This window comes from Bacillus sp. LL01, assembly GCF_001037965.1.
On the sequence record NZ_LFEL01000002.1, the window covers coordinates 230,683 to 257,459 of the forward strand.

25 protein-coding genes are annotated in these 26,777 nt (G+C 46.3%); 2 read left to right on the forward strand and 23 right to left on the reverse strand.

Annotated features, from left to right (window positions below):
* Positions 1-12: 12 nt before the first annotated feature.
* The 21 genes from AB685_RS07650 to AB685_RS07760 all read right to left on the reverse strand — a co-directional run bounded on the left by AB685_RS07650 (position 13) and on the right by AB685_RS07760 (position 20,287).
* Complete coding sequence (locus AB685_RS07650) at positions 13-978, reverse strand: YvcK family protein (protein WP_047970000.1); 966 nt, start codon at positions 976-978, stop codon at positions 13-15.
* Positions 978-1,868: an RNase adapter RapZ gene (gene rapZ, locus AB685_RS07655; protein ID WP_047970001.1), complete on the reverse strand. Its 891-nt coding sequence runs from the start codon at positions 1,866-1,868 to the stop codon at positions 978-980. The genes AB685_RS07650 and rapZ overlap by 1 nt, the downstream gene beginning before the upstream one ends.
* 39 nt (positions 1,869-1,907) lie before the next feature.
* A complete protein-coding gene (locus tag AB685_RS07660) occupies positions 1,908-2,366 on the reverse strand; it encodes an 8-oxo-dGTP diphosphatase (RefSeq protein WP_047970002.1) in 459 nt (152 codons plus the stop codon).
* A 787-nt stretch (positions 2,367-3,153) separates the two neighbouring features.
* On the reverse strand, positions 3,154-4,110 hold the full coding sequence (gene trxB, locus AB685_RS07670; protein WP_047970004.1) for a thioredoxin-disulfide reductase: 957 nt from the start codon (positions 4,108-4,110) through the stop codon (positions 3,154-3,156).
* Between the two features lie 639 nt (positions 4,111-4,749).
* Positions 4,750-6,186, reverse strand: a complete 1,437-nt coding sequence (locus AB685_RS07675) for a tetratricopeptide repeat protein (protein WP_047970005.1) — start codon at positions 6,184-6,186, stop codon at positions 4,750-4,752.
* A gap of 953 nt (positions 6,187-7,139) precedes the next feature.
* A complete protein-coding gene (hisIE, locus tag AB685_RS07680) occupies positions 7,140-7,805 on the reverse strand; it encodes a bifunctional phosphoribosyl-AMP cyclohydrolase/phosphoribosyl-ATP diphosphatase HisIE (protein ID WP_047970353.1) in 666 nt (221 codons plus the stop codon).
* Positions 7,805-8,563 carry an imidazole glycerol phosphate synthase subunit HisF gene (gene hisF / locus AB685_RS07685; protein WP_047970006.1) on the reverse strand — a complete coding sequence of 253 codons (759 nt, stop codon included), beginning with the start codon at positions 8,561-8,563 and terminating at the stop codon, positions 7,805-7,807. The genes hisIE and hisF overlap by 1 nt, the downstream gene beginning before the upstream one ends.
* Positions 8,564-9,295, reverse strand: coding sequence for a 1-(5-phosphoribosyl)-5-[(5-phosphoribosylamino)methylideneamino]imidazole-4-carboxamide isomerase (gene hisA, locus AB685_RS07690; RefSeq protein WP_047970007.1), 732 nt, complete (start codon positions 9,293-9,295; stop codon positions 8,564-8,566).
* Position 9,296: 1 nt separating this feature from the next.
* Complete coding sequence (gene hisH / locus AB685_RS07695; protein WP_047970008.1) at positions 9,297-9,929, reverse strand: imidazole glycerol phosphate synthase subunit HisH; 633 nt, start codon at positions 9,927-9,929, stop codon at positions 9,297-9,299.
* A 3-nt stretch (positions 9,930-9,932) separates the two neighbouring features.
* On the reverse strand, positions 9,933-10,520 hold the full coding sequence (gene hisB, locus AB685_RS07700) for an imidazoleglycerol-phosphate dehydratase HisB (RefSeq protein WP_047970009.1): 588 nt from the start codon (positions 10,518-10,520) through the stop codon (positions 9,933-9,935).
* 192 nt (positions 10,521-10,712) lie between these two features.
* The gene (gene hisD, locus AB685_RS07705; RefSeq protein WP_047970010.1) at positions 10,713-11,990 is read right to left on the reverse strand and encodes a histidinol dehydrogenase; all 1,278 of its coding nucleotides are present in this window, start codon (positions 11,988-11,990) and stop codon (positions 10,713-10,715) included.
* A gap of 4 nt (positions 11,991-11,994) precedes the next feature.
* Positions 11,995-12,627, reverse strand: coding sequence for an ATP phosphoribosyltransferase (hisG, locus tag AB685_RS07710; RefSeq protein WP_128755835.1), 633 nt, complete (start codon positions 12,625-12,627; stop codon positions 11,995-11,997).
* The gene (locus AB685_RS07715; RefSeq protein ID WP_047970012.1) at positions 12,621-13,805 is read right to left on the reverse strand and encodes an ATP phosphoribosyltransferase regulatory subunit; all 1,185 of its coding nucleotides are present in this window, start codon (positions 13,803-13,805) and stop codon (positions 12,621-12,623) included. Before AB685_RS07715 ends, hisG begins: the two co-directional genes overlap by 7 nt.
* 399 nt (positions 13,806-14,204) lie before the next feature.
* Positions 14,205-14,717, reverse strand: coding sequence for an acyltransferase (locus tag AB685_RS07725; protein WP_047970014.1), 513 nt, complete (start codon positions 14,715-14,717; stop codon positions 14,205-14,207).
* A complete protein-coding gene (gene ppaX, locus AB685_RS07730) occupies positions 14,710-15,360 on the reverse strand; it encodes a pyrophosphatase PpaX (RefSeq protein WP_047970015.1) in 651 nt (216 codons plus the stop codon). The genes AB685_RS07725 and ppaX overlap by 8 nt, the downstream gene beginning before the upstream one ends.
* Positions 15,350-16,294 (reverse strand): nucleoside recognition domain-containing protein, encoded by a 945-nt coding sequence (locus AB685_RS07735; protein WP_047970016.1) that lies wholly within the window; start codon positions 16,292-16,294, stop codon positions 15,350-15,352. The genes ppaX and AB685_RS07735 overlap by 11 nt, the downstream gene beginning before the upstream one ends.
* A 57-nt stretch (positions 16,295-16,351) precedes the next feature.
* Positions 16,352-17,212 carry a prolipoprotein diacylglyceryl transferase gene (gene lgt, locus AB685_RS07740; RefSeq protein WP_241773269.1) on the reverse strand — a complete coding sequence of 287 codons (861 nt, stop codon included), beginning with the start codon at positions 17,210-17,212 and terminating at the stop codon, positions 16,352-16,354.
* A gap of 25 nt (positions 17,213-17,237) precedes the next feature.
* Positions 17,238-18,176: an HPr(Ser) kinase/phosphatase gene (hprK, locus tag AB685_RS07745; RefSeq protein ID WP_047970018.1), complete on the reverse strand. Its 939-nt coding sequence runs from the start codon at positions 18,174-18,176 to the stop codon at positions 17,238-17,240.
* A gap of 346 nt (positions 18,177-18,522) precedes the next feature.
* Positions 18,523-18,885, reverse strand: coding sequence for a phage holin family protein (locus tag AB685_RS07750; RefSeq protein WP_047970019.1), 363 nt, complete (start codon positions 18,883-18,885; stop codon positions 18,523-18,525).
* Entirely contained in the window at positions 18,882-19,082 is a 201-nt protein-coding gene (locus AB685_RS07755; protein ID WP_047970020.1) for a PspC domain-containing protein, read from the reverse strand. The genes AB685_RS07750 and AB685_RS07755 overlap by 4 nt, the downstream gene beginning before the upstream one ends.
* 2 nt (positions 19,083-19,084) lie before the next feature.
* Positions 19,085-20,287: a DUF4097 domain-containing protein gene (locus AB685_RS07760; RefSeq protein ID WP_047970021.1), complete on the reverse strand. Its 1,203-nt coding sequence runs from the start codon at positions 20,285-20,287 to the stop codon at positions 19,085-19,087.
* 303 nt (positions 20,288-20,590) lie between these two features.
* Between AB685_RS07760 and AB685_RS07765 the strand changes: the two genes are divergently transcribed.
* Positions 20,591-20,998, forward strand: a complete 408-nt coding sequence (locus tag AB685_RS07765; RefSeq protein WP_047970022.1) for a hypothetical protein — start codon at positions 20,591-20,593, stop codon at positions 20,996-20,998.
* Positions 20,999-21,070: 72 nt separating this feature from the next.
* On the opposite strand, the gene uvrA is transcribed toward AB685_RS07765, so the two are convergent.
* On the reverse strand, positions 21,071-23,947 hold the full coding sequence (gene uvrA / locus AB685_RS07770; RefSeq protein WP_047970023.1) for an excinuclease ABC subunit UvrA: 2,877 nt from the start codon (positions 23,945-23,947) through the stop codon (positions 21,071-21,073).
* Between the two features lie 7 nt (positions 23,948-23,954).
* Positions 23,955-25,934 carry an excinuclease ABC subunit UvrB gene (gene uvrB, locus AB685_RS07775; protein WP_047970024.1) on the reverse strand — a complete coding sequence of 660 codons (1,980 nt, stop codon included), beginning with the start codon at positions 25,932-25,934 and terminating at the stop codon, positions 23,955-23,957.
* 303 nt (positions 25,935-26,237) lie between these two features.
* On the opposite strand from uvrB, the gene AB685_RS07785 reads away from it, so the two are divergent.
* Positions 26,238-26,768, forward strand: coding sequence for a hypothetical protein (locus AB685_RS07785; protein ID WP_047970026.1), 531 nt, complete (start codon positions 26,238-26,240; stop codon positions 26,766-26,768).
* The last annotated feature ends 9 nt before the right edge of the window (positions 26,769-26,777 follow it).

The window sequence follows — 26,777 nt, forward strand, 5'->3', positions numbered from 1 at the left end:
GTTTGCATCTATTTATGAGTCCATTTTTATCATTGAATATAAAAGTGCCGCCACTTTTTGGGTGTCATGACGAATAACCCCGTCTTCATAGCGTATGATTTTATCATGCACAATCTCCAGACCCAGGTTTGACAAGGCCGCGATATCGTACACAACTGGTGTAGCAGATTCTTTTTTATAGCGAATGGCAATCTCCTCAGGAATATCTTCCTCATTTACTAGAATCGTATCCATGAAGCGACAGCCGAGATGGTCATAAAGCGCTTTAACATGGTCGCTTGCCGTGTACTCCAATGTCTCTCCAGCTTGTGTCATGACATTACAGATATACACCTTTTTCGCATTCGCTTTACAAACCGCCTCGCCAATCTTTGGAACAAGAAGGTTCGGCAGGATGCTGGTGTAAAGGCTTCCAGGTCCAACGATGATAAGATCCGCCCTCTCAATCTCATCGACAGATTCCTGTAAAGGCTCGACGTTCTCTGGCGTAAGGAACACCCGTTTAATTTTCTGCCCATGCGCGGGGATTTTCGATTCGCCGGTAACGATGGAACCGTCCCCCATCTCCGCATGTAAAACAACACTTTGATTGGCAGCCGGCAGTACTTTACCCCGTACATTCAATACTTTGCTCATTTCACGAATGGCATGGACAAAGTCGCCTGTGATCGTGGTCATTGCGGCAAGGAGCAAATTACCGAGCGAATGCCCGGATAACCCGTTTCCCGTGGCAAAGCGATGCTGAAACAGATCCTCAATTAATGGTTCCACATCCGATAACGCAGCAAGAACATTACGAACATCCCCCGGCGGAGGAATGTGTAGCTCATCACGTAATCTGCCGGAGCTTCCGCCATCGTCCGCTACCGTTACCACCGCAGTTATATCAACGTCATAATGTTTTAGTCCCCGGAGTAGAACAGGAAGCCCTGTTCCACCTCCGATAATGACAATCTTAGGTGCCTTTTGACGTCTCATCAGTGTTTACCCTTTCGTTTTTCGATATCTCGATGTGTAAGGAGTGTATCATATTCATCCTTAAAATGCTTCGCAAAGTACTCTGCCAGGGTCACAGAACGATGCTGCCCCCCTGTACAACCTATCGCAAGCACAAGCTGGCTCTTGCCTTCCCGCTTGTAGTAAGGAAGCATGAAGGTCAACAGGTCGGTAAGCTTTTCCACGAACTTTTGTGTTTCCGACCACTTCAACACATAGGACGACACTTCTTCATCCAGTCCTGTCATCGGTCTCATATGGTCAATGTAATGAGGATTTGGCAGGAAGCGTACATCAAACACAAGGTCTGCATCAATTGGAAGTCCGTACTTGAACCCGAAGGAAACAACGTTCAACTTAAATGTCTGTTTGGAGTGTGTGGCAAATTGTTTGAGGATTTTCTCTCTAAGTTCACGTGGCTTTAAGTTGGAAGTATCCAAGATCAGTTGCGCACGGCCCTTCAATTCTTCCAACAGCTCGCGCTCATGCTCGATCCCTTCAAGCGGTAATCCTGATTTCGCCAACGGATGCGACCTTCTTGTCTCCTTATAACGGCTCACAAGAACAGAGTCCTTTGCATCAAGGAATAGAATCTGAGGTGTCACCCAAGATAATTCCGAAATATCATCCAGCGCTTCAAACAGGCTGTCAAAAAATTCACGACCACGCAAATCCATTACCAACGCCACTTTATTCATTTTATTACCTGACTCTTCCATTAGCTCCAAAAACTTCGGAAGCAAAGTCGGAGGTAGATTATCGACACAGAAAAATCCGAGATCCTCCAAACTTTGGATGGCCACTGTTTTACCAGCTCCGCTCATCCCAGTGATAATTACCAATTCCACATCACTGTTCGTACCTGCACTCATAATGGTTTCACTCCTTTTTTCTGGCTCGAAATACGCCAATCAGTTTGGATCCAGACGGTAGGACAACAACTCGAAATCCGGCGTATATGTGAATGTCCCAAATATCATGCCAGTTCCTTTAATGAGGTAATCGAGAATATGAAAATCGCCAGGTGCCATCGGAAGTTTTGCAATCTCCTCCTGCTTATGCCACTCGATTTTCCCTTCTTCCGATTCCTTCACATTCTGTCCGTCATACTCCGTTGCAAGGAATGTGAACATCATCCACTCGGAAACGATGTCCTTTCCCTCTTTTATCACAAATGTAAAAACACCCTTAAGGGCAGGATTTTTTAAGTAGATGCCTGTTTCTTCACGATATTCACGCACGACCGTATCTTTTACAGATTCTCCGTGCTCCATTTTGCCACCAGGTGCAACCCACCAACCACGACGCGGTTTTTGCAACAGTAGCACTTGGTCATCTTTCACTAACACACAGTTTGTTACTCTTTGCATGGTTACAACCCCTTTTATCTTAGCTGTCTATAATTTCTCTCTGTAAAAGCTTTCCTTATAACTCCTGTTGATTTCCGTTCCAGTTGTTCGCTTTCCGCGGGGCGTGTGCTTGAGCCTCCTCCCAACGCTCGGGGGTCTCAAGCTACCGCTACCTCCCGCAGGAGTCTCTCACCTTGCACTTCAATCTACAGGGGATTACGAAGTAACAAGATAAGTTTTCCGTTTTCATGTATTTTAGCTATTGATTTTAGCACATATAAGAAGGAAAAATAGAACTAGCCAAGTGTATCATTTTTTATTTTACAGCAAATGCACCTATTAAGACACAATAAAGTTCTACAAATTAGCGAACTCTGTGTAAGGATTCCTGACAGGTATCGATTCCAGTTTCGGATTTTATATTTGAAAACGCTTTATTTTCCAAGTATATCATAGCGTTCTTTGATGGATGAAACAACTTTTGAAATTACCTTACATACAAATCTGTGGGTTTTATTATTTTCGCTGAGTAGGAGGCGCGTGCGAATCTCAAGAAAAGAATACAATTAGGTGAGGAATTGCTTGTTCGGGGTGAAAGATACCTCTATAAAAAAAGGACACGGGAAAAAGGGAACCCGTGTCATCCACTATATTTATAAAAGGGGGTCAATTACTATTTATATAATAACCGATTATTGTTTCAAAGCTGTTACAGATGCGTTAAGGCGCAGTTACGTTTTGGTTAAGGGGATGTTTCGACAGGTTCTTTTATAGTTCGACATACCTATCATACACATCCCTATACCCATTATTTCGTTGCGTTAGCTTTTAACTCCTCGACAAGCTCTTCTATATAATGTTGGGCACTTTGCGCAGCAATACTTCCGTCGCCTGTTGCTGTTACTATCTGGCGCAATGTTTTTTCACGGATGTCTCCGGCTGCAAAGATTCCAGGGACTTTCGTTTCCATGCGCTCATTGGTTTCGATATAGCCCATGTCATTTGTGATACCAAGGTTCAAGAACGGTTTTGTCAACGGGAGCATTCCCACATAGATGAACACACCGTCCGCCTGGAACTCCTGCTCTTCTCCATCCTTGGTGCTTACAAGCGTCACACTGCCAACCTTGCCGTCTTTCTCGTTGATTTCTTTGACGGTATTGCTCCAGATGAAGTCAATTTTGTCATTGTCGAATGCACGCTGCTGAAGGATCTTTTGCGCACGTAGCTCATCACGGCGGTGAACAATCGTCACTTTGGATGCGAATCGCGTCAGGTAAACGCCCTCTTCCACAGCAGAGTCCCCCCCACCGACAACGACCAATTCTTTATTTTTGAAGAACGCGCCATCACACACGGCACAGTAGGAAACCCCGCGTCCGCCAAGCTCTTTCTCACCAGGAACACCGATTTTTTTGTACTCGGCACCACTTGAAATGATGACTGTACGGCCTTTATAGGATTTGCTGCCAGCATTCACTGTTTTATATTCTTTTCCATCGATTACTTCTTTTACGTCACCATATGCATACTCAGCACCGAACTTCTTCGCATGCTCGAACATTTTAGTGGAAAGCTCAGGTCCGAGGATATGGTCAAACCCAGGATAGTTTTCCACTTCCTCCGTGTTCGCCATCTGCCCACCTGGCATTCCGCGCTCGATCATCAACGTGCTCAAATTCGCACGGGAAGTATATACTGCAGAAGTCATTCCCGCAGGTCCCGCTCCAATAATGATCACATCATAAATTTTTTCCTCTGTCATGTTGCCCACTCCTTTTAACTCGTTTACTTCATATTATAAGGCTCTTTTCTCAAGGCTCTTTTCTAAAAGATTGTTGCTATTTACTAGTAAAAAGTCGGCATTTGGACTTTTTACCGTGTATCTACTTTCAAAATATCATGCAGTCTCTCCGAATAACCAGGAAAAGAGCACGACAGCAACAATTATTACGGTTGTTATAAAAATACGGAATAGCAACAAAGTTTACGAAAACAGCCTTTCTCAAAGATTGTTGCTATTCGCTTGTAAAAAGTCGGGAATTGGACTTTTTACCGTATATCTACTTTCAAAATATCATGCAATCTCTCCGAATAACCAGGAAAAGAGCACGACAGCAACAATTATTACGGTCGTTGTAAAAATACGAAATAGCAACAAAGTTTACGAAAACAGCCTATTATAATAACCCTATTTTCATCCAATTTTAGATATATATTTACGGAATACACTTTTAAAGTATTCCCAGTTACTATCCTATATAACAGGCGGGCTTTACGTCCAACTATTTGCTCATAGGAAGTTGCTTGTGGCTTCTTTGCTCTCCTATGAGGACTATGTTTCTTCTTTTCCCCTGGCTCCGGCTTCATTCTGCACACAAAAAAACCGAGCCTCAGCCCGGTTTTAAGGTAAAGTAGAAACTAATTCCTCTACTCTTTTAATGTATTTTCTTAAGGTGCTTGCAGAAACCTCATATGTTTCCACCAGCTCTTTCTGTGTCACGGGAAAGCCGTTCCCCTTGCTCCAGACGTAGGCAAAAGCTCCCGCCCATGCCGGTGCATTCGTGAAAGTGATAGATTCTTTTGATGCGCGTGCATAAAGATCAAACCACTCTTTTACGATGGAATCGACCTGTTTCTTTTTTAAAAGTGTCGCAATTTCATACCCATTTACTACATTTACCGGTACATCCTTACGATTTAATAAGGCAAACATGGCAAATTCACGTACAGATGATGTGACAAAGGATTGCTCAAGCACATTTTTGACCGTTGTCTTACTCGAGATGCTCGATTGGAATATGCGGTAGAGCTGTTCCGCTTCTTCTTCCTCGACCGTTTTATCATCCACATAATTCCATGGCTCCGTCCCAGCCTTTTCAGGATTCAGTTCAAGCACTTTTGTCCAAGCCTGCTCGGCAACCGAAAACCTTTCCGTCTGGTAAGCCGCATTCGCCAACCAGAAATAAAACGTGCCATCACCTTGAAAGCCGTTTTTTTGCAAGGAGCGTAACCACTTGAAGGATAATTCATATCTGCCGATCAACCCGAAAGTCGCGCCAAGCTTATAACGGTGCTCTACCAAAATTGGTGTCACTTTTTCAAGCCGTGTTGCAAGCACGTTCATTTCCTTCACATTATTTTCGTAATGGAAAAAAACAAGCAGATTGCAGAGTGCATGCAGGTTGCCAGGGTTCTTATCCAGCACATCATCCAGCACATCGCGCGCCTCTGTCAGGTTGCCTTTGTAGAAATAAGCGAGCGCTAGGTTATTGTAGGCGGACCAGAATTGCGGATACTCCTCGATAATCTGCTCTAGCAATGCCAACGCTTCATCCAACTCACCCTTTTCAAGCAAGCCTCTCGCATTCTCCTGCATAACAATGAGATGATCCTGACCTTCCACATAATCCTCCGCTTCGTCCGTTTCGATTTCCAGAAGATCAATCAGGTCTTCTGTATCCTCTACGAACTCCCCGTCCGGCTCCATCGTCAAGTATTCCTCGGCATGCTTTCTAGCTTCCTGGAACAAACCTAAATATGCATAATTGTTCGCCAAAAAATAATGGCAGTCATGCATATCCGGGGCCAAATCTTCTATTATATCTTCTAAAAGTTCATTGGAACGCTGATAGTCACCAAGTTCGGTCAATACGATAGCCAGCTGACACATTATCGATGCATCACTCGGCTTCATCGCCTCCGCACGCTGTAGCCACTTTCTTGCCTTATATAAATCCCGCTTTCGATAAGCGCGGATTCCCTTTTGAAAAAAATAATCGCCATTCTGCGCAAATGGGATGATCTTCGCAACTTGTTTCACATTCGGATTTTTTCCCATTATAGCCTCCATACAAACTTACTTACCGTTCGTAGTATAACACAACAAACCTTTGAAAGAATAGGTGGGAAATTTTGATGTGTGCCGTAATTCTTTCCTTAGGAGAAATGCTTCAATACCAACCCCCTCAAAAAACTATCTCAACATAGCAATATCAAAATTTAATTCCTACTTCACCAGCTGTACCAACTGAAAATAAACAACTTATTTCCCCCTAAAACAAACGTTTGTTTAAAAATACCTATCCTCAAATAGTGAAAGGTTTATTTTTGGGCCGTATATGGAGGAAAACAAGATTATTTCAAACTAGCTTTTTAAAAAGTTAATCTCTATTCCAACGGCTGTACCCCTTCGTACAACTGACTTCCCTTTTTCAATTATTCAAACGTTTGTTTTAAAAATGCTATTGTAGGAAATGAGAGATCATTCGGTGATTTTAATGAAAAAGCCCTTGGGACATTAGTTTTTGAACCCTATTTACCTAATAAACCTGTGATTAAGGGATTTTGGAATTTTGGTGAGGCCATTATTAGGAGGTTTTGCGTAGAAGTTTAAAAGGGTATAAAAATTCTTACCTTACGATAAAATGGCTCTGTTTTTTCTTAAAAAGATACCTCAATTTAGTTAAAAAATCCGAACGTATGATCAATCCCTCTCTCATCCCACCATACTTATCCCCTTTTCCCCCACTAATAGCAGCCATTCCCCCCATAAACCAGGTGTAATCCCCCCAAATAAAGAAATAATTCCCCCACTACTTTTTTAAACCCACCACTAAACTCCAGATCCCCCCCACATCAAGCGTCTTTCCAACCACTTCATATCATAATCCCACCACAAAAGAGATTATTCCCCCCATAACCCTTCCCTTCCCCAACATCCCAATACAAAAAAACACCTCCCCAGCTGCCAACAAGCAACCAAGGAAGTGTCAAAATTCCCATTCAAAAAATCTATTCAACCGTCCCATCAGGCTTCTTCCCAGCATGACGTTTCTCCAGCACAGCCAGCACCTCATCCAAACTTACATCCTGCTCGCGTAACAGCACCATCACATGGAAAAACAGATCGGCAACCTCCCAGGTCAGCTCCCCGCGGTCTCGGTTTTTGGCTGCAATAATCACTTCCGCAGCTTCCTCGCCAACTTTTTTCAGAATCTTATCCACACCTTCTTCAAAAAGATAGGTTGTATAAGAGCCCTCCGGTTTATCCACAGCACGCGATGCAATCAATGACTCCAAGCGCGTCAAGATGGACGAGGCACCGATTGCTCCAGTTTCAGTCCCTGTTCCAGAATCCGGAGCCAGCACCACCTCATGAAAACAAGTCTCTTCCCCCTTATGACACGCTGGCCCTTTCGGCTCCACTAACACCAGCACCGCATCCTGATCGCAGTCGTAGCGCATCTCCACCACACGCTGCGTATTACCGGAAGTCGCCCCTTTATGCCAAAGCTCTGCACGAGAACGGCTCCAGAACCAGGTTTCCCGGGTTTCCACCGTTTTCACCAGCGATTCCCCGTTCATATACGCCAGCGTCAACACTTCTTTACTATAGGCGTCCTGCACAATTGCTGGGACAAGCCCCTTCTCATCAAACCTAACTGCTTCCAGATTGATCATCGAACCGGCACCCCTTTCTCCTTCAAGTAGCTCTTCACTTCTTTTACACTCGTTTCTTTATAGTGGAAAATGGAGGCGGCCAATGCTGCATCTGCCGCACCTTCCTCAAACGCCGAAAGAAAATGTGACGCTTCCCCGGCACCACCAGAGGCGATGACCGGAACCGAAACAGCTTCACTCACCGCTCTTGTCAGCGCCAAATTAAAGCCTTTCTTTTCTCCGTCGCTGTCCATACTCGTCAGTAAAATCTCTCCTGCACCCAAACGAACGACTTCACGCGCCCATTGCACCACTTCTTGATCAGTTTCGCGGCGTCCTCCGTGGGTGTACACTCTCCATGATCCGAGGCTCTCGTCATACTTTGCATCTATCGCGACAACTATGCATTGCGAGCCGAAATAGTCCGCTCCTGCCTGGATCAGATAAGGATTCAACAATGCTGCCGTGTTCAAGGAAACCTTGTCTGCACCTGCACGCAACAGACGTTTCATGTCTTCAATGGAATTGATGCCACCTCCGACTGTAAAAGGAATGGCCAATTTCGCAGCCACCTGCTCCACCACATCCACCATCGTTTCGCGGCCTTCGTGGGAGGCGGAAATATCAAGAAATACCAGTTCATCCGCACCTTCTTCATCATAAAAAGCCGCAAGCTCGACCGGGTCACCCGCATCACGAAGCTCCACAAACTGGACACCCTTCACAACACGCCCCTCTTTTACATCCAAACAAGGAATGATTCGTTTCGTCAGCATCTATTTCACCTCTTCCAACGCACGAGCGAGGTTGATTTTGTCCGTATAGATCGCTTTCCCGACAATCGAACCTGACACGCCAGCGTCCGCAAACTTTCTTAATGCCAACAGATCCTCAACGGAACTCACGCCTCCTGAGGCAATAACCGAAGCACCAGTCACACGGGCAAGCTCGACCGTCGCCTCCACATTTGGCCCTGAAAGCATGCCATCCGTTGCGATATCCGTGAAAATGAATGTCTCCGCACCAGCGTCCGCGAGTTCTTTTCCAAGCACGGTCGCCTTCACTGTGGACGTCTCGACCCAGCCTTCTGTTGCCACATAGCCGTCCTTCGCATCCAGTCCGATTGCAATCCTAGAACCTCCATACTTCGCAAGCATCTCCCGCACAAAGTCCGGATTATTAATAGCAGCACTCCCTAAAATAACCCGGTCCACTCCGTTCACCAAATAGTGCTCCACGTCCGCTGCAGTCCGGATGCCACCACCGATTTGCACCTTTGCAGGCAACTCGCTGGCCACCTGCAGCACAAACCGGTCATTAACAGGAGAACCTGCCTTCGCACCGTCCAGGTCCACCATATGAATCCACTCCGCTCCCTGCCCCACGAACGTTGCCGCCATATCAAACGGGGAATCACCGTAGACCGTTTCCTTGCTATAGTCGCCCTGCATGAGGCGCACACATTTTCCGCCGCGCATATCTATTGCCGGATAGATGGTAAAACTCATATTATCGCTCCTCTTCCTTCACAAGGTTTACAAAGTTCTCTAAGATTGCTAAGCCTACATTGCTGCTCTTTTCCGGGTGGAACTGGGTGCCGAACACGTTCGCACGCCCGACCACAGCAGGCACCTGCACATTATAAGTACTGCTAGCCAATAATTCCGATTCGTCATAATCCTTCACATAGTAGGAATGGACAAAATAGACATAGTCCTCCGGTACACCGTCAAGAAGCGGAGATGCTTGCTTAAATTCAAGCTTGTTCCATCCCATATGAGGCACCTTGTACGCCTTGCCTTCCGCTGTTACTCCTGGAAAGCGTTCGACCTTGCCCGTTAACAGGGACAAACCTTCTGTCACCCCGTTCTCCTCACTTTCCTCAAACAACAGCTGCATGCCAAGACAGATCCCAAGCATCTTTTTTCCGCGTGCCACTTCTTCTTTTATAAAAGAATCAAGACCTGTTTCCTGTAAAATGGACATGGCGTCACGGAACGAGCCGACTCCAGGAAGAATGAGCCCCTCCGTTTCAAACAACACATCCCGGTCATTGGAGATGACATACTCCACTTTCATCCGCTCGAGCGCCTTGCTGACGCTATATAAATTCCCCATTCCGTAATCAATGATGCCAATCATCCTTTACAACATTCCCTTCGTCGATGGTACTCCTTTAACGCGTGGGTCGATCGTTGTCGCATCATCCAATGCACGACCAAGCGCCTTGAAAATCGCTTCGATGATGTGGTGGGTGTTCGAACCATAGTGGACAATCACATGAAGGTTCATGCGCGCCTCTAAAGCAAGCTTCCATAAAAATTCGTGCACAAGCTCCGTATCAAATGTGCCCACTTTCTGGCTAGGGAATTCCGCTCTCATTTCAAGATGCGGGCGGTTGCTTAGATCGACCACCACCTGTGCAAGCGCCTCATCCATAGGCACAAAAGCATTTCCGTATCTTTTTATCCCCACTTTATCCCCAAGTGCGTCCTTCAATGCCTGGCCAATACAGATTCCGATATCCTCTGTTGTGTGGTGATCATCGATATCCACATCCCCACTTGCCAGCAGATCCAGGTTAAACTGCCCATGTTTTGTGAAAAGGTCCAGCATATGTGTCATAAAAGGAACAGGCGTCTCAAGCTTCGCTGACCCTTCCCCATCTATTGAAAAAGAAAGCTGTATCTGCGTTTCCTTCGTATTCCTCTCTAAACTGGCTGTTCGTGTCATCACAAAGTCTCCTCACTTTTTCTTGTTATATAAAGTAGAGTGTTACATTCCAGATATTATAGCTGTTGATTGGAGCACAGGGCGAAGACTCCAGCGGGAGGTAGTGCTTAGTGGAGACCCCGCAGGAGGCCTGAGGAGGCTCCACAAGCGCCCCGCGGAAAGCGAAGCCCAGTGCGGAAATCAACAGCGGTGTTAATCAGATTTGTTAGTAAACCGGCATTCCACAGCCCGGGCATGTGCTTCTAGACCCTCTAGCCGTGCGAACGTCGCAATCTTATCCACATTCTCTCTCAATGCCTGCTCACTATACATAATCACACTCGACTTTTTCACAAATTCATCCACAGATAATCCACTGGAAAAGCGCGCTGTCCCATTTGTCGGTAACACATGGTTCGGTCCGGCGAAATAATCCCCAACAGGCTCCGAGCTATATCTTCCCAGGAAAATCGCACCCGCATGCTTGATAAACGGAAGAAGGTTCATCGCTTCTGCTGTCATCACTTCCAGATGTTCCGGTGCCAGCTCATTGACGACACGGAGTGCCTCCTCCATCGTCTCTGTCACAAATATGGTGCCATACGCCTCAATGGAAGCTCGTGCAATTGCCTCGCGTGGCAGGGTTGATAGCTGCTGTTCCACTTCCTGAGCGACCTGTTCCGCAAGCCTTGCTGAAGTGGTAACAAGAACACTTGATGCCCGTTCATCATGCTCTGCCTGGGATAATAAGTCGGCCGCGATCTCGTTTGCCCGTGCTGTATCATCAGCCAGCACCACAATTTCACTCGGTCCGGCGATGCTGTCGATATCCACAAGTCCATACACTTCTTTTTTGGCAAGAGCGACAAAAATATTACCCGGACCGACTATTTTATCCACAGCCTGAATGGTTTCCGTACCATACGCAAGCGCAGCGACCGCCTGTGCTCCACCCACTTTATAAATTTCCTCGACTCCTAGAATATCAGCTGCTACTAGCACTCCTGCAGGCAATGTGCCATCCTGCGATGGTGGACTCACCATCGCAATTCGCTCCACTCCCGCGACCTGTGCCGGGATAACATTCATCAATACAGAGGATGGATAAGCCGCTTTCCCACCTGGTACATAGACACCAACCGCCTCAAGCGCCGTTACCTGCTGACCGAGTATGGTTCCATCTGACTTTGTGGATAACCACGACTGTTTCATCTGTTTTTGATGAAAATCACGGATATTTTCCGCCGCTTTGTGGATTACGTTGATAACCTGTGGAGAAACCTGTTGATAAGCTTCTTTTATCTCTTTTTTCGTCACCTTCAGTGTGGATAGTTTCGCACCATCCCATTTTTCCGTATAGGTGAATAGCGCTTGATCTCCCTGTTCCTTGACAGCCTGCATAATCTGAAGGACGGCCTCGCGTTGTTCTTCCGTTCCCTGATCAATTGAACGCCGCAATGACACCGACTCTTCTACTTTTTTAATCCTCATGATATTACACCTCCCCGACTACCTCAGCTAATCTATCCACAAGTTCATCAATCTGTTTATCTTTCAACCGGTAACTCACAGGGTTTACTATCAGACGGGATGTGATATCCACAATCCGCTCAAATTCCACCAATCCGTTCTCCTTCAAGGTCCTACCTGTGGATACGATATCCACAATCCGGTCGGATAATCCGATCAATGGGGCAAGTTCGATGGATCCGTTCAGTTTGACGATTTCCACCTGTTCTCCCTGCTCTCGGTAGTAGCTTGATGCAATCCCAGGATATTTGGTCGCAATCTTTGGGGCCACGTCCTTCATTTCCGTTCCCGGTAGTCCGGCAACCGCCAGATAGCAATCACTTATTTTCAAATCGAGCACTTCATAGACGTCCCGCTCCTCTTCAAGCATCACGTCCTTGCCGGCAATCCCGACATCTGCCACCCCATGCTCCACATAGGTGGTCACATCCATCGGCTTTGCTAGAATGAAGCGCATGTTTTCATCGGGTACATCAATAATCAGCTTCCTTGAATCATCGAGATCAGGAGGAATCCGGTACCCCGCTTTGACAAGCAGTTCTGCCGCCTCTTCAAAAATTCTTCCTTTTGGCATCGCTATGGTCAATACGCTCATGATTCGCTCTCCCTTCTGGCTTTTCCAAGGAAAAAGGTCACATCGGTAAACGACGCTGTGCATGCATCCACATTTTCCACACCCGAGATATCCTGCAGGACAACTTTTTCCCCGTTCTGTCTCTTCTCGTTGGCAAATGCAATTGCTTCCGCTCTTCTCTCCTGACTGAACAGGACGCCATGGATGTCAGCTTCGACCTTTTGGATATTTTTCGCTTCAAGGAGTCGGTCCAGATGAATGCCAAACCCTGTCGCCGATTTTTCCCGGTTGAATTTTTCAAAAAGCTTATCGTAACGCCCACCGTTTCCGATAGGGAATCCGATATTCCCGGCATAGGCTTCAAAAACTATCCCGGTGTAATAGCTCATATGACTGACAATGTTCAGGTCAAGCTTCACCGAACCGGTGACACCATAGGCTTTGAGCATCGTCCAAAGCTGCTCAAGCTCCTGGATGGCCATTTTGCCTGCCTCGCCATCGAGCACTTCTTTTGCCAGCTCGATGTTGGATGAATCCCCTCTTAACGTCAACAAGTTTAAGAGGCGCTTTTTATCGATGGAGGATAACGGCAGGCTTTTTACATGCTCGCGGTATCCCACGTAATTTTTTTCATATAAGAATCTTCTTAACGTTGCCGCTCGCTCTTCGTTTCCGACTACATCCAGGAAAATCTCCTGCAGGAAGCCGATATGCCCAATTGCGACAGTGAACGTCGATAGCCCGGCTTTTTTCAAAAGGGCGACAAGCAAGGCGATCATTTCGGCATCGGCACTGATGGAACGGTCGCCGATGCACTCGACACCGATCTGCTCGAATTCCGCCGGACGGCCCGCTTCATTCTGTTGGGCCCGGAACACATTTGCGGAATAAGCTAGTCGCTGCGGATAGCCTTCATTCAAGAGTCTGGATGCCGCCACCCTAGCAATTGGAGCCGTCATGTCAGGACGGAGGACAAGCGTGTGCCCCTGTTGATCGAGAAGTTTGAACAGCTGTTGATCGAGAATCGCGGACGCCTCGCCCACTGTTTCGTAGTATTCGAGTGTCGGTGTTTCCATGAATTGATAGCCCCATTGGCTAATCTCCGCTGTCATTGTGCTTTTTACTTTCTGTTTTGCTTCATATAAGGAAGGAAGCGTATCCCGCATTCCTAGTGGTTTTTCGAACATGAATGGTTTTGACATGTGGATACCCACCTTTTTAAAATAATCTGAAATCCTTTAGTTCGCTAATATGGTAACATACTAACAAAATGAAGCTTTATGGTCAAGTGTTTGTGAGTGAGTTGTAGACTTCTTTATTTTGGGTAAAAAAAGGCACTTTATCCTTGGAGACAAAGTGCTTGTTGTTAGAAAAGTTATCATAGATTAAAAAAATATATTGTTGGGTCAACTCCCTGTTGATTTGCATTCCAGTTGCTCGCTTTCCGCGGGGCGGTGCTTGAGCCTCCTCGGCAAGCCTGTGGGGTCTCAAGTCTACCGCTACCTCCCGCTGGAGTCTCTAAACCTTGCACTCCAATCAACAGGGGAAAACTAATTAACTTAGGTAGCTAGGGTTTCAGTAACAAAGACAGCCAACCCTTTCTAAAACTTCAACCGCTCCTGCATTTCTTCTTTGGTGTAGATGACGCGCATCGGATTACCCCCGACGAAGGCGCCTTCTGGTACGTCTTTATGTACGAGTGTGCCAGCGGAGACGATTGCGCCGTCGCCGATGATGACACCAGGAAGGATGGTCGTGTTGGCACCGATCATGACTTCACTTCCGATTTCTACATCTCCCAGGCGGTATTCCTTCACAAGGTATTCATGGGCGAGAATGGTCGTGTTGTAGCCAATTACTGTGTTGCGTCCGACACTTATTTTTTCCGGAAACATGACATCGAGCATCACCATTAAGGCGAACGAGGTCTGATCCCCCACCTTCATGCGGAGAAAAGTGCGGAACAGCCAATTTTTCATTCCGAGGAATGGGGTGTACCTGGCAAGCTGAATGACAACGAAATTCTTGACCACTTTTGAAAATGGAACAGTTTTATAGACATGCCAGAGTGAGTTCGCGCCTTCCACAGCGTAGCGTGTCGTCCGTCTACTCACCCTTAGTCACTCCTACCAATGGCAGCAGATCTTCCATATGTGTCAGCATATAATCCGGGTCAAATGACTGTAGGTATTCGACGCCCTTAATCGTCCAGCTTACCGCCGCCGTTTTCGTACCGGCATTTTTCCCTGCCAAAATGTCATGATAGTTGTCTCCCACCATGATGGCTTCGTCCGGTGTGGAACCAAGCTGCTGCAGGGCAAGGTGGATCGGCTCCGGGTCCGGTTTGGCGTTGGTAACATCATCAAGGCAAACGACCACGTCAAAGAACTGGTCGAGCCCTGTCAACTTAAGCCCCATTACCACCGTTTGGCGCATTTTTGTCGTGACAATTCCAAGCTTTAAACCTTTTTCGTGAAGAAGCTTTACTGTCTCATATACCCCTTCAAACTCAGTTACTAACTCGTCATGTTTGGACATATTGAAATCCCGGTAGTGGGTGATCATTTCGTCCACTTTCGTCTCATCCATTTTTACGAATGTGTCATATAAAGGCGGTCCGAGGAAGGTCAGTACTTCTTCACGGCCATACTGTTCAGGATAGTAATGGTCCAACGTATGGAGGAACGACTCGATAATAAGGTTATTCGTATCTATTAATGTTCCATCTAAATCAAATAGCACTGTGTTAATGGTCATAAGATGCTTCCTTTCTTTTCTCAAGTTCAATTCGTTTCCAGATGAAGGCTACCGCTATCGTGAGTAGGACGGCAGTAACAATCCGGATGAGAAGTAGCGGCCAAACTGGAATTCCAAGCGGAATGAAGATCAGCGTGTCTTCCACTACGGCATGGCAGGAGACAAGGAAGATGAATGCCAGCGTAAGGTCCTTCTTACTTACATTATCCTCTTTAACCGCCTGAATCATAACTCCGGCGCCATATGCAAGACCGATTAACAGTCCGGCAGCCATTGTGGTGGATGTGTTTTCCTTCATGCCTAGCACTCTTGTGAACGGCCCCATCCATTTGGAGAACACAGCCAGCCAACCGAGCTCTTTCATATACTGCACAAGAATCATGAGCGGTATGACGATGATCGCCAACTGCAGTATTCCCATCAATCCACGTTGAGTCGCATCAAGGATAATGGGGAAAAAGCCTGTCACGACCTCTTCGGATTTCGCAACCATTCCATACTGGGCAAGCTCGCCGCCACCCTTCCAAGCAAGGTTGATGATGATTCCCGAGAAAAAGGCAAGGCCTAATCTGACTACGAGAATCACCCATATTTTCAGGCCGACTTTTGCAGCAACCGTCGATTCGACCAACAGATTATGGGAAAACGACAGCATTACTGCCAAAATAAAGACTTCTTTTACCGTGAGATCCAGGGTGAGAATGGCCCCGATTCCTGCATAGAGATTAAGAAAATTACCGATAACAAGCGGAATGGCCGCCTCTCCAGACAAACCGAAAATTCCCATGACCGGTGCAATCGCATTTATTAAATACTGTAGAACTGGTGTATGCTGCAGGATACCGACAAGAAGTGTGACAGGAAAAATCACTTTCCCTAATGTCCATGTTGTCTGGAGCCCCACCTTCAGCCCCCGTTTAAATATTTGAAGCATGATGCCCCTCCCCTTTGAAGTAGCCGGTCCATTTATCTGTGTGTTGGAGGCTTTCGTTTATTTTGTCGCGTCCGGTGATTTTTTTGAATCCAAGTAGCGTTCTTTTTTATCCGCATCCAAGTAACGTTTGTTAGCCATACCAAGTGCTCTACGAACAATGATGAGTGCGATGGCTAGAACGACTAGTCCGATCGAGATGACCTGCGCGATTCTCAAGGATTCCGTCAGCATAAGGCTGTCCGTACGAAGCCCTTCGATAAAGTAGCGGCCGATGGAGTACCAGATCACATAACTCAGGAAAAGCTCCCCGCGTCTAAGGTTCACTTTTCTAAGTAATAGAAGCAATCCGAATCCGACAAAATTCCAAATCGATTCATAAAGGAAAGTAGGATGATAGTACGCTCCATTGATATACATCTGGTTGACGATGAAATCCGGCAAGTATAGGCCTTCAAGGAATCCTCTCGTTACCTCACCACCATGGGCTTCTTGGTTCATGAAGTTGCCCCAGCGGCCAATTGCCTGACCTAGTATTATACTTGGTGCCCCTATATCAGCAAGCTTCCAGAACGAAATGCCTCTGATTCTTGCAAAAATAACCCCGGTAGTGATGGCGCCAATAAGACCGCCATGGATCGCCAGTCCACCTTCCCAGATTTTCAAAATGTCGCCCGGATTCTCTGAATAATGATCCCACTGAAAGGCTACATAATATAGTCGTGCACAAAGAATGGCTATCGGAATGGCGAACAGGACAAGATCGACAAATACATCCTTATTAAGCCCTCGTCTTTCGGATTCCCTTGTGGCAATCCATAAACCAAGCAATGCTCCAGTACCAATGATTGCCCCATACCAGTACACCGTGATTGGCCAGCTTATCATGACTGGATTCAACGGCTCGATGTTTCCTAACAACATGTTCCCCACACTCCATTATCTATTAAATGTCTTCATGCTCGTTTTCACTATTAATTACACCTGACAAACGGTTGGAGAACTGCTCGGCAGCGTTCATGCCCATTCTCTTCAAGCGGAAATTCATCGCCGCCACTTCAATGATAACGGCCAGATTTCGCCCAGGACGAACCGGCACCGTCAGCCTTGTCACTTCCGTATCGATAATCTTCATCCTCTCTTCATCCAATCCGACACGGTCGTACTGCTTGTTTTTATCCCAAAGCTCGAGATTGATGACAAGCGTGATACGTTTGTAGCTCCGTACCGCTCCCGCTCCGAAAAGGGTCATCACGTTGATAATTCCAAGACCTCTGATTTCAAGCAGATGTTCAATCAGTTCCGGTGAGTTACCGATGAGCGTATCTGTATCTTCCTGCCTGATTTCCACGCAATCGTCAGCCACCAAACGATGGCCTCTTTTTACAAGCTCAAGCGCCGTCTCACTTTTACCGACACCGCTTTTACCTGTGATAAGCACGCCAAGCCCGTAGATGTCCACAAGCACACCATGAACCGCTGTTGTCGGTGCAAGCTTTCCTTCAAGATAATTGGTCAGATGAGAAGATAATCTCGTCGTTTTCATTGGCGAGCGCATAAGTGGGACATTTTCATACTCCGCCGCTTCTAGGAGTTCAGGTGGCACTTCCATATCCCTTGAAACAATGATTCCCGGAGTGATGTCCGTGCACAATTGGCTCATCCGCTCCCTTTTTTCTTTTGGCGTAAGTCTTTCAAAAAAAGAGAGCTCCGTTTTCCCGAGCAACTGAATCCGCTCCGCGGGGTAATACGTAAAATACCCGGCCATCTCTATACCAGGTCGGGAAATATCGCTTGTTGCAATCGGACGGTTCACGCCCTCTTCCCCACCAACCAATTCAAAATTAAATTTCTCTATCAGATCCTTTGTCCGAACCTTTGGCAAGGCCAAAACCTCCTTCAATATTGAAACCCTGTGTGTTAAATGAGTTTTGCTTCATATGTAAAATCAATCTTTCCTCATTTTAGCACTATTTGACTTTTTTATTAAGTGGGAGGATTGGGGGAGGGGAAATTGATTGGGATTTAGGGTCATATAGCTGTTGACTGGAGCAAATGGCGTAGACTCCAGCGGGAGAGTAGCGACAATCTTGAGACCCCGCAGGGCATAGCCCGAGGAGGCTCAAGATTGTCGCCCCGCGGAAAGCGAAGCCATTTTACGGAAATCAACATGGACGTTAATAAGAGCCTATAAAAAAGCGCGAACCCTTTTCGCAGGCTCGCGCTTCATTCTAATTCTTTTTTTGCAAAGGCTCAACAATCGCCTTCTGAATCAACAGGTTCAACAATGCTATGACAATCGCCGCGAGAATCGCTGTTCCAAAGCCATCAATATTGAAGGCATCGCCCATCATGAAAGCTGTCAGCATCAACGTGATGGCGTTGATGACGAACAGGAACAACCCCAGGCTGAGCAACGTGACCGGCAAGGTAAGAAGCACCAGGATCGGCCTTACGATTGTATTCAGGACTGCCAGAATAAGACTGGCGATGATGGCCGCCCCGACACCGCTCAGCTGGAACGAGTCAAAATAGCCGGCGACCACGATTAATACTAGTGCATTAACGAGAATACTAATCGCCCATCTCATCAGCTAATCTCAGTCTCTTCGTTCGGGAGTAGAAAAGTCAGGACAAAATACGTAAGAATCAACGGCATGATACCTGTCGGGAACAACAGGATGACGAAGATGACACGCAATAAATTGGAATCCACGCCAAGATATTTTGCAAGACCTCCAAGCACTCCTGCTAGCTTGCGGTCATTTTTGGAACGAATAAGTCTTTTCATCTTTACTTCACCTCAAATGGTTTGATTAAAATGGAGCCGGTTGTCGTTTCTGCAAGGATGTAAGTAAGTGGTGCATCTTCCTTTTTTGCTTTAAAATGAAGTGCCTTTTGCACAACTTCATTCTTTTCTTCCACTATATCCATGCCTGGCACTTCACAAGTGAAGCTTCCAAGATTGGTTTTCAGCTCCGCTTCCACTGCATTGACAGTTGGAATGAACAGATCGACACTGCCTGTTTTCGTTTTGGCCATAATGGAGCGGGCAGCAGAACCGGTAAGTTCTCCGACAACACTTCCGTTAAAGCTCTGAACATCCAGTTTTTCAATATCGCCTCGTACCCTTAACATACCGTTAATGGTTTCAGCTTCAATCTCTTTTGCATGGCAATCCATCAGCTTGATATGACCATTTGCCGTTTCTGCTTCAATATACTCGCTCGTCAGGTTATCCCAAGCAATCGAGCCGTTTGCCGATTTCAGCTTCATTGACTTTACATGTAAACCTTCCCCTGAAATCGGTCCATTAAACATGCGGATATTCAGGCTATCGTATTTCTCTTCCGGTACATAGACCGTAGCATTCACTTTAATATGCTTCTTCTGGACGGAAAATCTCAGCTTCCCTGCTTCGATGGAAAAAAGCACCTCGCTCAAGAAGGCTTTGCGGGCATCGTCTTGGGAACTTTCCTCGTACACCTTCGCCTCACACTCGATTTTCACATCGTTCTCTTTCCAAGGAACCACTTTCACCGAACCATTCGCCACATCCAGATCGATGTGCTGCAAATGAACATCGGATTGCTGGAAGATGTGTTGGATGGAAATCGAAGGACCGAAGTTGAAGTCCAGATCCAAATCCTTGATTTTCTGTAGTGCACTTCCGACAAAATCCAAAATGTTATTTTTAAAAGAGGAAGCCTGCTTGCTGTAGGAATCAAATTTTGATTTGTCATATGTGCCGGAACCTGAACCGTTTTTTGAATTCGAATTTGAGTTTGAAAATACTTTCGTGGACAAGGCTTGGAATATATTTTCTTCAGCTTCCTGGGAGCCCTTGGCATCCTTCGCAAGTTCCGAAACAATTTCATCCTGTCTCAAATTCTTCTCTTCACTATTCTTCTCCAAACTCTCCAATAAAATGATAGCCTCTTCCGCCGTCAACTTTCCTTCCTCCACCAACTTCAAAATACGCTTACGTTCTTCCATACATCAACATCCTCCCTTTAAATAAACTACTCAATCTTCCAATCAACAAACATCTATACTAACTATACGACCAAACCAACCTAAAAGTTTCATTTCTTGCTTTCTACTCTTATTGTTGCACAAAACTTGCGAAAAGGGGTCAGACCCCGGCAGGATTTTTTGAACTTCCGTCGTACGCCTCAGGTCTTAGAGTCAAAAGTGACAAGGATAACACAAAGCAGCGATATTTTGGAGTCGGAATGGCTGGCATGGTATAATGGGCTTAGTTTCTGGGTATAGATTGTGTGAAAGGAGTAGATTGTAATGGATTTTATTATGGATCATTTGTTAACGATCATTATTGTGCTGGTCGTTCTGTTTGTAGTGATACCATTCTTGAAAAGTATTTTGTCCAAACTGATAATTGTCGGTCTTGTGCTGGCAGGATTAATATTCTTCGGAGTACTTGGCCCTGATTTTACAGAGTCATCTTCCAATTATGTCGAGAATACGATTCGTCCAGTGGTGACGGATGAGATAGATAAAGCGGATTTCAACTATGATGAAGAGTCAAGGGAATATATCATTCAGAGTGCTTCCTTTCACTTGAAAGGTAAACTGAATGAAAATACCGGGGAAATTCGTTTCAGAGAGAAAACCTACGAGATGGATGTTCGTTTCCTAAAGGATATTATTGAACAGAAAGTTAAAGAACAAGAGACAAACCAGTAGAGCATAAATAAAAAGGATGATGGTCGCCAACTAGGCGTTACCATCATCCTTTTTCTATTTTTCAAAGCCAGTTCAGCCCTTGCTAACTGTCTCCATTTCTCTTACTTTCTGATCCATACGATCGCGGTCACGCAATAAAACAGGTCGCAGATATTGCCCAGTATAGGAGGCCTCCACCTCAATGATCTCTTCCGGTGTACCGGTAGCAATGACGCTCCCTCCCTTGTCCCCGCCTTCAGGGCCAAGGTCCACCATGTAATCCACCGCTTTGATGACATCAAGGTTATGCTCGATCACAAGTACTGTATCACCGTTTTCCACCAGACGCTGAAGCACCTTCAACAGTCTGGCAATATCGTGTACATGTAGCCCTGTCGTCGGCTCATCTAGGATGTAAAGCGAACGCCCTGTAGACCTGCGATGCAGTTCCGATGCCAGTTTGACACGTTGCGCCTCTCCACCGGACAAGGTGGTAGCCGGTTGACCAAGTGTGATATACCCTAGTCCAACATCAAAGATGGTTTGTAGCTTCCTCTTAATCTTAGGGATGTTTTCGAAGAAACTAACAGCATCCTCTACCGTCATTTTTAAGATATCATCAATATTCTTCCCTTTGTATTGAACCTCAAGTGTTTCACGATTGTACCGTTTACCATGGCAGACTTCACATGGGACATACACATCAGGAAGAAAGTGCATTTCTATCTTGATGATTCCATCCCCGCGGCACGCCTCACAGCGTCCACCTTTAACATTGAAACTGAAGCGACCTTTTTTATAGCCTCTTACTTTCGCTTCGTTGGTCGAAGCGAACACATCACGAATGTCGTCAAATACACCTGTATAGGTAGCAGGGTTGGAACGCGGCGTTCTCCCGATCGGTGACTGGTCGATATCTATGACCTTATCGAGGTGCTCAACCCCTTTTATTTCTTTATGTTGACCAGGCTTCGTTTTGGCATTGTGTAAGCGTTGAGCCAGTGCTTTGTGCAATATATCATTGATGAGTGTGCTTTTCCCTGATCCGGACACACCTGTTACTGCCACAAAGCATCCGAGTGGTAATTTCACATTCACATTGCTCAGGTTGTTTTCGTTCGCACCAAGCACCTCAAGGAAACGGTCTTTTACAATCTTCCGTTCAGTTGGAAGCGGGATGAACTTTTTCCCAGATAGATACTGCCCTGTCAAAGAACCCTCATCGTTCATCACTTCTTCCGGTGTTCCAGCTGAAATTACCTGACCGCCATGAACGCCAGCGCCAGGTCCAATATCCAGCAAATAATCGGCTGCCATCATCGTGTCTTCATCATGCTCCACGACTATCAACGTATTCCCGATATCACGCATATTTTTCAGAGTCTGGATAAGACGGTCATTGTCACGTTGATGAAGCCCGATAGACGGCTCATCCAAGATATAAAGAACACCTGTCAATCGTGAACCTATCTGGGTGGCAAGACGGATACGCTGCGCCTCTCCACCTGATAGCGTACCGGCAGCACGGCTTAATGTCAGATAATCCAATCCTACATTATTCAAGAATCCCAGACGCTCCTCGATTTCCCGAAGTATCATATGGGCAATCTTTCTCTCTTTTTCTGTAAGATCAAGCTTACCGAAGAAATCTAATGCCTCCACGATGGAAAATTTAGTGACATTCCCGATATGTTTTTCATTAATAAGAACCGAGAGACTCTCAATTTTCAGGCGGTTTCCTTTACAAGCCGGGCAAGGCTGCTGGGCCATGTATTTTTCCATCTGTTCACGGATGTAATCGGAGCTTGTTTCCTTGTAACGTCTTTCCACATTGGGGATAACTCCCTCAAAAATGATGTAGCTTTCTCGCACCTGTCCGAAGTCGTTCTCGTAGCGGAAGTAGATTTCCTCTTTTCCGCTTCCATAGAGGACTTTATCCAGTAGATTTTTGGGGATATCTTTTACCGGCATATCCATATCAATGCCGAAGTGGTTGCAGACCGCTTGGAGCATCTGTGGATAATATTGTGAACTTGTTGGCTCCCATGGCGCCAGTGCATGCTTTTTCAGGCTGAGATTCTTGTTTGGCATCACCAGGTCGATGTCCACCTCGAGCTTTGTCCCCAGACCATCACATTTCTGGCAGGCACCATATGGACTGTTGAAGGAGAACATTCTCGGTTCCAGCTCTCCAATGGAGAATCCACATTGTGGACAAGCATGATGTTCACTGAAAAGTAGCTCCTCTTCCCCTATAACATCTACAATCACTTTACCTTCCCCAAGTCTTAATGCCGTTTCCAAGGAGTCGGAAAGACGTGTTTCCACCCCCTCTTTCACGACAATCCGGTCAATGACCACTTCGATGGAGTGCTTCTTGTTTTTCTCCAGTTCAATATCGTCGGTTATTTCCACCATTTCACCGTTCACCCGGACACGGACATATCCTTGCTTCTTAATGTCTTCCAACGTTTTAACGTGCGTCCCTTTACGGCCTTGAATGACAGGAGCGAGGATTTGAAGTTTCGTCCGTTCTGTGTACTCCATTATTCGGTCCACCATCTGTTCAATGGTCTGGGAGGATATTTCAATGCCATGTTTGGGACATGTCGGGCGTCCAACACGTGCAAAAAGAAGACGGAGATAGTCGTAAATTTCCGTTACCGTCCCAACCGTGGAACGCGGGTTACGACTTGTTGTCTTCTGATCGATCGAGATGGCGGGTGAAAGCCCCTCAATCGCATCCACGTCGGGTTTGTCCATCTGGCCAAGGAACTGGCGGGCATAGGCTGATAGGGATTCCACATAACGGCGTTGCCCTTCCGCATAAATGGTGTCAAATGCAAGTGAGGATTTCCCCGATCCCGAAAGACCCGTCAACACTACAAGCTTGTCGCGGGGAATGGTCACATCTATATTTTTCAAGTTGTGGGCTCTAGCCCCTTTTACTACGATTTTATCCATTGCCATCCTTATGTCATCCTTCCGCTTTGAGCTCCAAGATGAGGTCACGAAGTTCGGCAGCACGCTCGAAATCGAGCGCTTTTGCCGCATCTTTCATTTCCTGCTCCATGCTTTCTATGAGCTTTTCTCTTTCTTTCTTGTTTTTCGGTCTGAGTCTTGGCGCCGCGCCTTCGTAATTACCATCTTCCTCGGCAACAAATGTGGCACGTATAAGCTCCGGAACTTTCTTCTGAATCGTTTTTGGCGTTATTCCATGTTCTAGATTATATGCTTCCTGGACTTCACGGCGACGCTTCGTTTCATTTATCGCAATGTCCATGGATTTTGTTATTTTATCGGCGTACATGATTACTTTTCCGTTCGAGTTACGTGCTGCACGACCGATTGTTTGGATCAAGGAACGCTCGGAACGAAGGAAGCCTTCCTTGTCCGCATCGAGAATCGTGACAAGGGACACTTCCGGAATGTCGAGCCCCTCCCTTAAGAGGTTAATTCCGATTAGAACGTCATGTTTACCGAGCCTAAGTTCCCGGATGATTTCGATTCGGTCCAGGGTCTTGATTTCCGAATGCAGATATGCAACCTTGATACCAAGTTCCTTCAAGTAGGCAGTAAGATCCTCGGACATTTTTTTCGTCAATGTGGTGACAAGAACCCTTTCGTTCTTTTCAACACGTTGATGAATTTGACCGATAAGATCGTCAATCTGCCCTTTGATCGGACGGACTTCGATAACCGGATCAAGAAGTCCGGTTGGACGGATGATCTGCTCAATCATTTTCGGTGTATGTTCTATTTCATAAGGTCCCGGTGTTGCGGAAACGTAGACAAGCTGCGCTGTTTTCTTTTCGAATTCCTCGAACCTCAGTGGACGGTTATCTTTGGCGGACGGCAGACGGAAGCCGTGATCCACGAGGACCTGCTTTCTCGCCTGGTCCCCGTTGAACATTCCCCTGACCTGCGGGAGGGTAACGTGGGATTCGTCGATCACCAACAGGAAATCCTCCGGGAAGAAGTCCATCAGGGTATATGGGGTAGAACCTGCCGGGCGAAGTGTCAGGTGACGTGAGTAGTTCTCGATTCCTGAACAAAAGCCCATTTCCGCCATCATTTCTAGGTCATAGCGTGTACGCTGCTCGAGACGCTGTGCTTCCAGGAGTTTCCCTCCTTCGCGCAACTCTTCAAGGCGCTCTTCCAATTCCGCCTGGATGTTGACGATCGCTTTTTTCATTTTCTCTTCGCGGGTTACGAAGTGGGATGCCGGGAAAATGGAAACATGGTTACGATCTCCTAGGATCTCACCTGTGAGTGCGTCCACTTCCCTTATCCGGTCGATCTCATCTCCGAAAAACTCCACACGAATGCAATGTTCATCACGGGAGGCAGGGAATATCTCCACTACATCTCCACGAACACGGAACGTTCCACGCTTGAAGTCGATGTCGTTCCTGCTGTACTGAATGTCGACCAGGTCACGAAGTAGTGCATTCCGTTCCTTCTCCATGCCTGATCTCAAAGACACGACGAGGTCACGGTATTCTTCCGGTGAACCCAAGCCATAGATGCAGGATACACTGGCGATGATGATGACATCGTTTCGCTCAAAGAGGGATGCGGTAGCTGAGTGACGTAGCTTATCAATCTCATCATTGATGCTTGCATCCTTCTCAATGAAAGTATCAGTGGAAGGTACATATGCCTCCGGTTGATAGTAGTCATAATAACTAACAAAATATTCGACTGCATTGTTCGGAAAAAATTCCTTGAACTCACTATATAACTGCCCTGCCAACGTTTTGTTGTGAGCGATGATTAATGTCGGTTTGTTTACCGCCTGAATCACATTGGAGACGGTAAACGTCTTCCCGGTCCCTGTTGCACCAAGAAGCGTCTGATGTTTTTTCCCGCTTTTGAGGCCCTCCACAATCTCCGCGATTGCGGTCGGCTGATCTCCATCCGGCTTATATCCAGATACTAACTCAAACTGTTCCATCCACAAAAAGCCTCCATTTCCGTTCGTCTTAACCTCTACCAATATTCTACCACAACAGAAGCCCAAAACAACAAAAATACGAACTGATATTCGCTTTTTGTAGTATTACATTTTGGTTACGGGGAGGTTAAATTCCTGTGGGGGGGTCAGACCCCCACAGGAATTTCTCCCTCCACGTCGAAACCCCTCTGCCGGAGCGCCATATTTCTTTATACCCGTCTCTGTTGCGTTTAATAGTTGTTTTCTATATTCTTATCATTATCATCTATTCAGGATTGGAAACTGTATTTGGGGAGATTTGTGATGAAAAAGTTTTTTAATAGAAGAAAAATGAAGTTAAAAGGTTCTTCTGCGGTCTGCGTTGGTATTTTGTCCATACTCTTGGTGGGCTGCTCGTTCAATGATATACCTCAAGAAACAATGAGTTTGCCTTATTTGGATGAGCGCGCGTTGGAAAATCCTGAAAAGGAATTTACCTATAGTGAAGTGGATGGAGAGTATGTCCATGATTATATCCAAGCTAATAAAGACAAGTCGGTAAGATGGACGGCTACGGTAACCCGTGTGGAGAACAACTCAACTTTTGAGCTTCAGGAGCCGCTTCTGCCAGCAATTCTCGTCACTTTCGCAGACGAGCTGGACCCTGTCCCGCAAGTGGGCGACGTTATTACCTTCACAGGTGTGCTGACAGGCTACGGAGAAACTTTCGGAAAAGACCCACTCTGGGTGGTTAGGCCTGCCAAACTTGAAACCACTACCAAAGAGGAACAGGAAGCCTTAATAAACTTCAAAGAGGCGGCACAACAAACAAAAGAGGGAGCAGACCTTCCGTAACCCGGAAAT

Excerpts from the sequence above, each read along its gene's own strand:
- AB685_RS07650 (WP_047970000.1), bottom strand. The coding sequence starts at position 978 with ATGAGACGTCAAAAGGCACCTAAGATTGTCATTATCGGAGGTGGAACA.
- rapZ (WP_047970001.1), bottom strand. The coding sequence starts at position 1,868 with ATGAGTGCAGGTACGAACAGTGATGTGGAATTGGTAATTATCACTGGG.
- AB685_RS07660 (WP_047970002.1), bottom strand. The coding sequence starts at position 2,366 with ATGCAAAGAGTAACAAACTGTGTGTTAGTGAAAGATGACCAAGTGCTA.
- trxB (WP_047970004.1), bottom strand. The coding sequence starts at position 4,110 with ATGACAGAGGAAAAAATTTATGATGTGATCATTATTGGAGCGGGACCT.
- AB685_RS07675 (WP_047970005.1), bottom strand. The coding sequence starts at position 6,186 with ATGGGAAAAAATCCGAATGTGAAACAAGTTGCGAAGATCATCCCATTT.
- hisF (WP_047970006.1), bottom strand. The coding sequence starts at position 8,563 with ATGCTGACGAAACGAATCATTCCTTGTTTGGATGTAAAAGAGGGGCGT.
- hisA (WP_047970007.1), bottom strand. The coding sequence starts at position 9,295 with ATGAGTTTTACCATCTATCCGGCAATAGATATGCGCGGCGGAAAATGT.
- hisH (WP_047970008.1), bottom strand. The coding sequence starts at position 9,929 with ATGATTGGCATCATTGATTACGGAATGGGGAATTTATATAGCGTCAGC.
- hisB (WP_047970009.1), bottom strand. The coding sequence starts at position 10,520 with ATGACACGAACAGCCAGTTTAGAGAGGAATACGAAGGAAACGCAGATA.
- hisD (WP_047970010.1), bottom strand. The coding sequence starts at position 11,990 with ATGAGGATTAAAAAAGTAGAAGAGTCGGTGTCATTGCGGCGTTCAATT.
- AB685_RS07715 (WP_047970012.1), bottom strand. The coding sequence starts at position 13,805 with ATGTCAAAACCATTCATGTTCGAAAAACCACTAGGAATGCGGGATACG.
- ppaX (WP_047970015.1), bottom strand. The coding sequence starts at position 15,360 with ATGACCATTAACACAGTGCTATTTGATTTAGATGGAACATTAATAGAT.
- AB685_RS07735 (WP_047970016.1), bottom strand. The coding sequence starts at position 16,294 with ATGCTTCAAATATTTAAACGGGGGCTGAAGGTGGGGCTCCAGACAACA.
- AB685_RS07755 (WP_047970020.1), bottom strand. The coding sequence starts at position 19,082 with ATGAAAAGACTTATTCGTTCCAAAAATGACCGCAAGCTAGCAGGAGTG.
- AB685_RS07760 (WP_047970021.1), bottom strand. The coding sequence starts at position 20,287 with ATGGAAGAACGTAAGCGTATTTTGAAGTTGGTGGAGGAAGGAAAGTTG.
- AB685_RS07765 (WP_047970022.1), top strand. The coding sequence starts at position 20,591 with ATGGATTTTATTATGGATCATTTGTTAACGATCATTATTGTGCTGGTC.
- uvrA (WP_047970023.1), bottom strand. The coding sequence starts at position 23,947 with ATGGCAATGGATAAAATCGTAGTAAAAGGGGCTAGAGCCCACAACTTG.
- uvrB (WP_047970024.1), bottom strand. The coding sequence starts at position 25,934 with ATGGAACAGTTTGAGTTAGTATCTGGATATAAGCCGGATGGAGATCAG.
- AB685_RS07785 (WP_047970026.1), top strand. The coding sequence starts at position 26,238 with ATGAAAAAGTTTTTTAATAGAAGAAAAATGAAGTTAAAAGGTTCTTCT.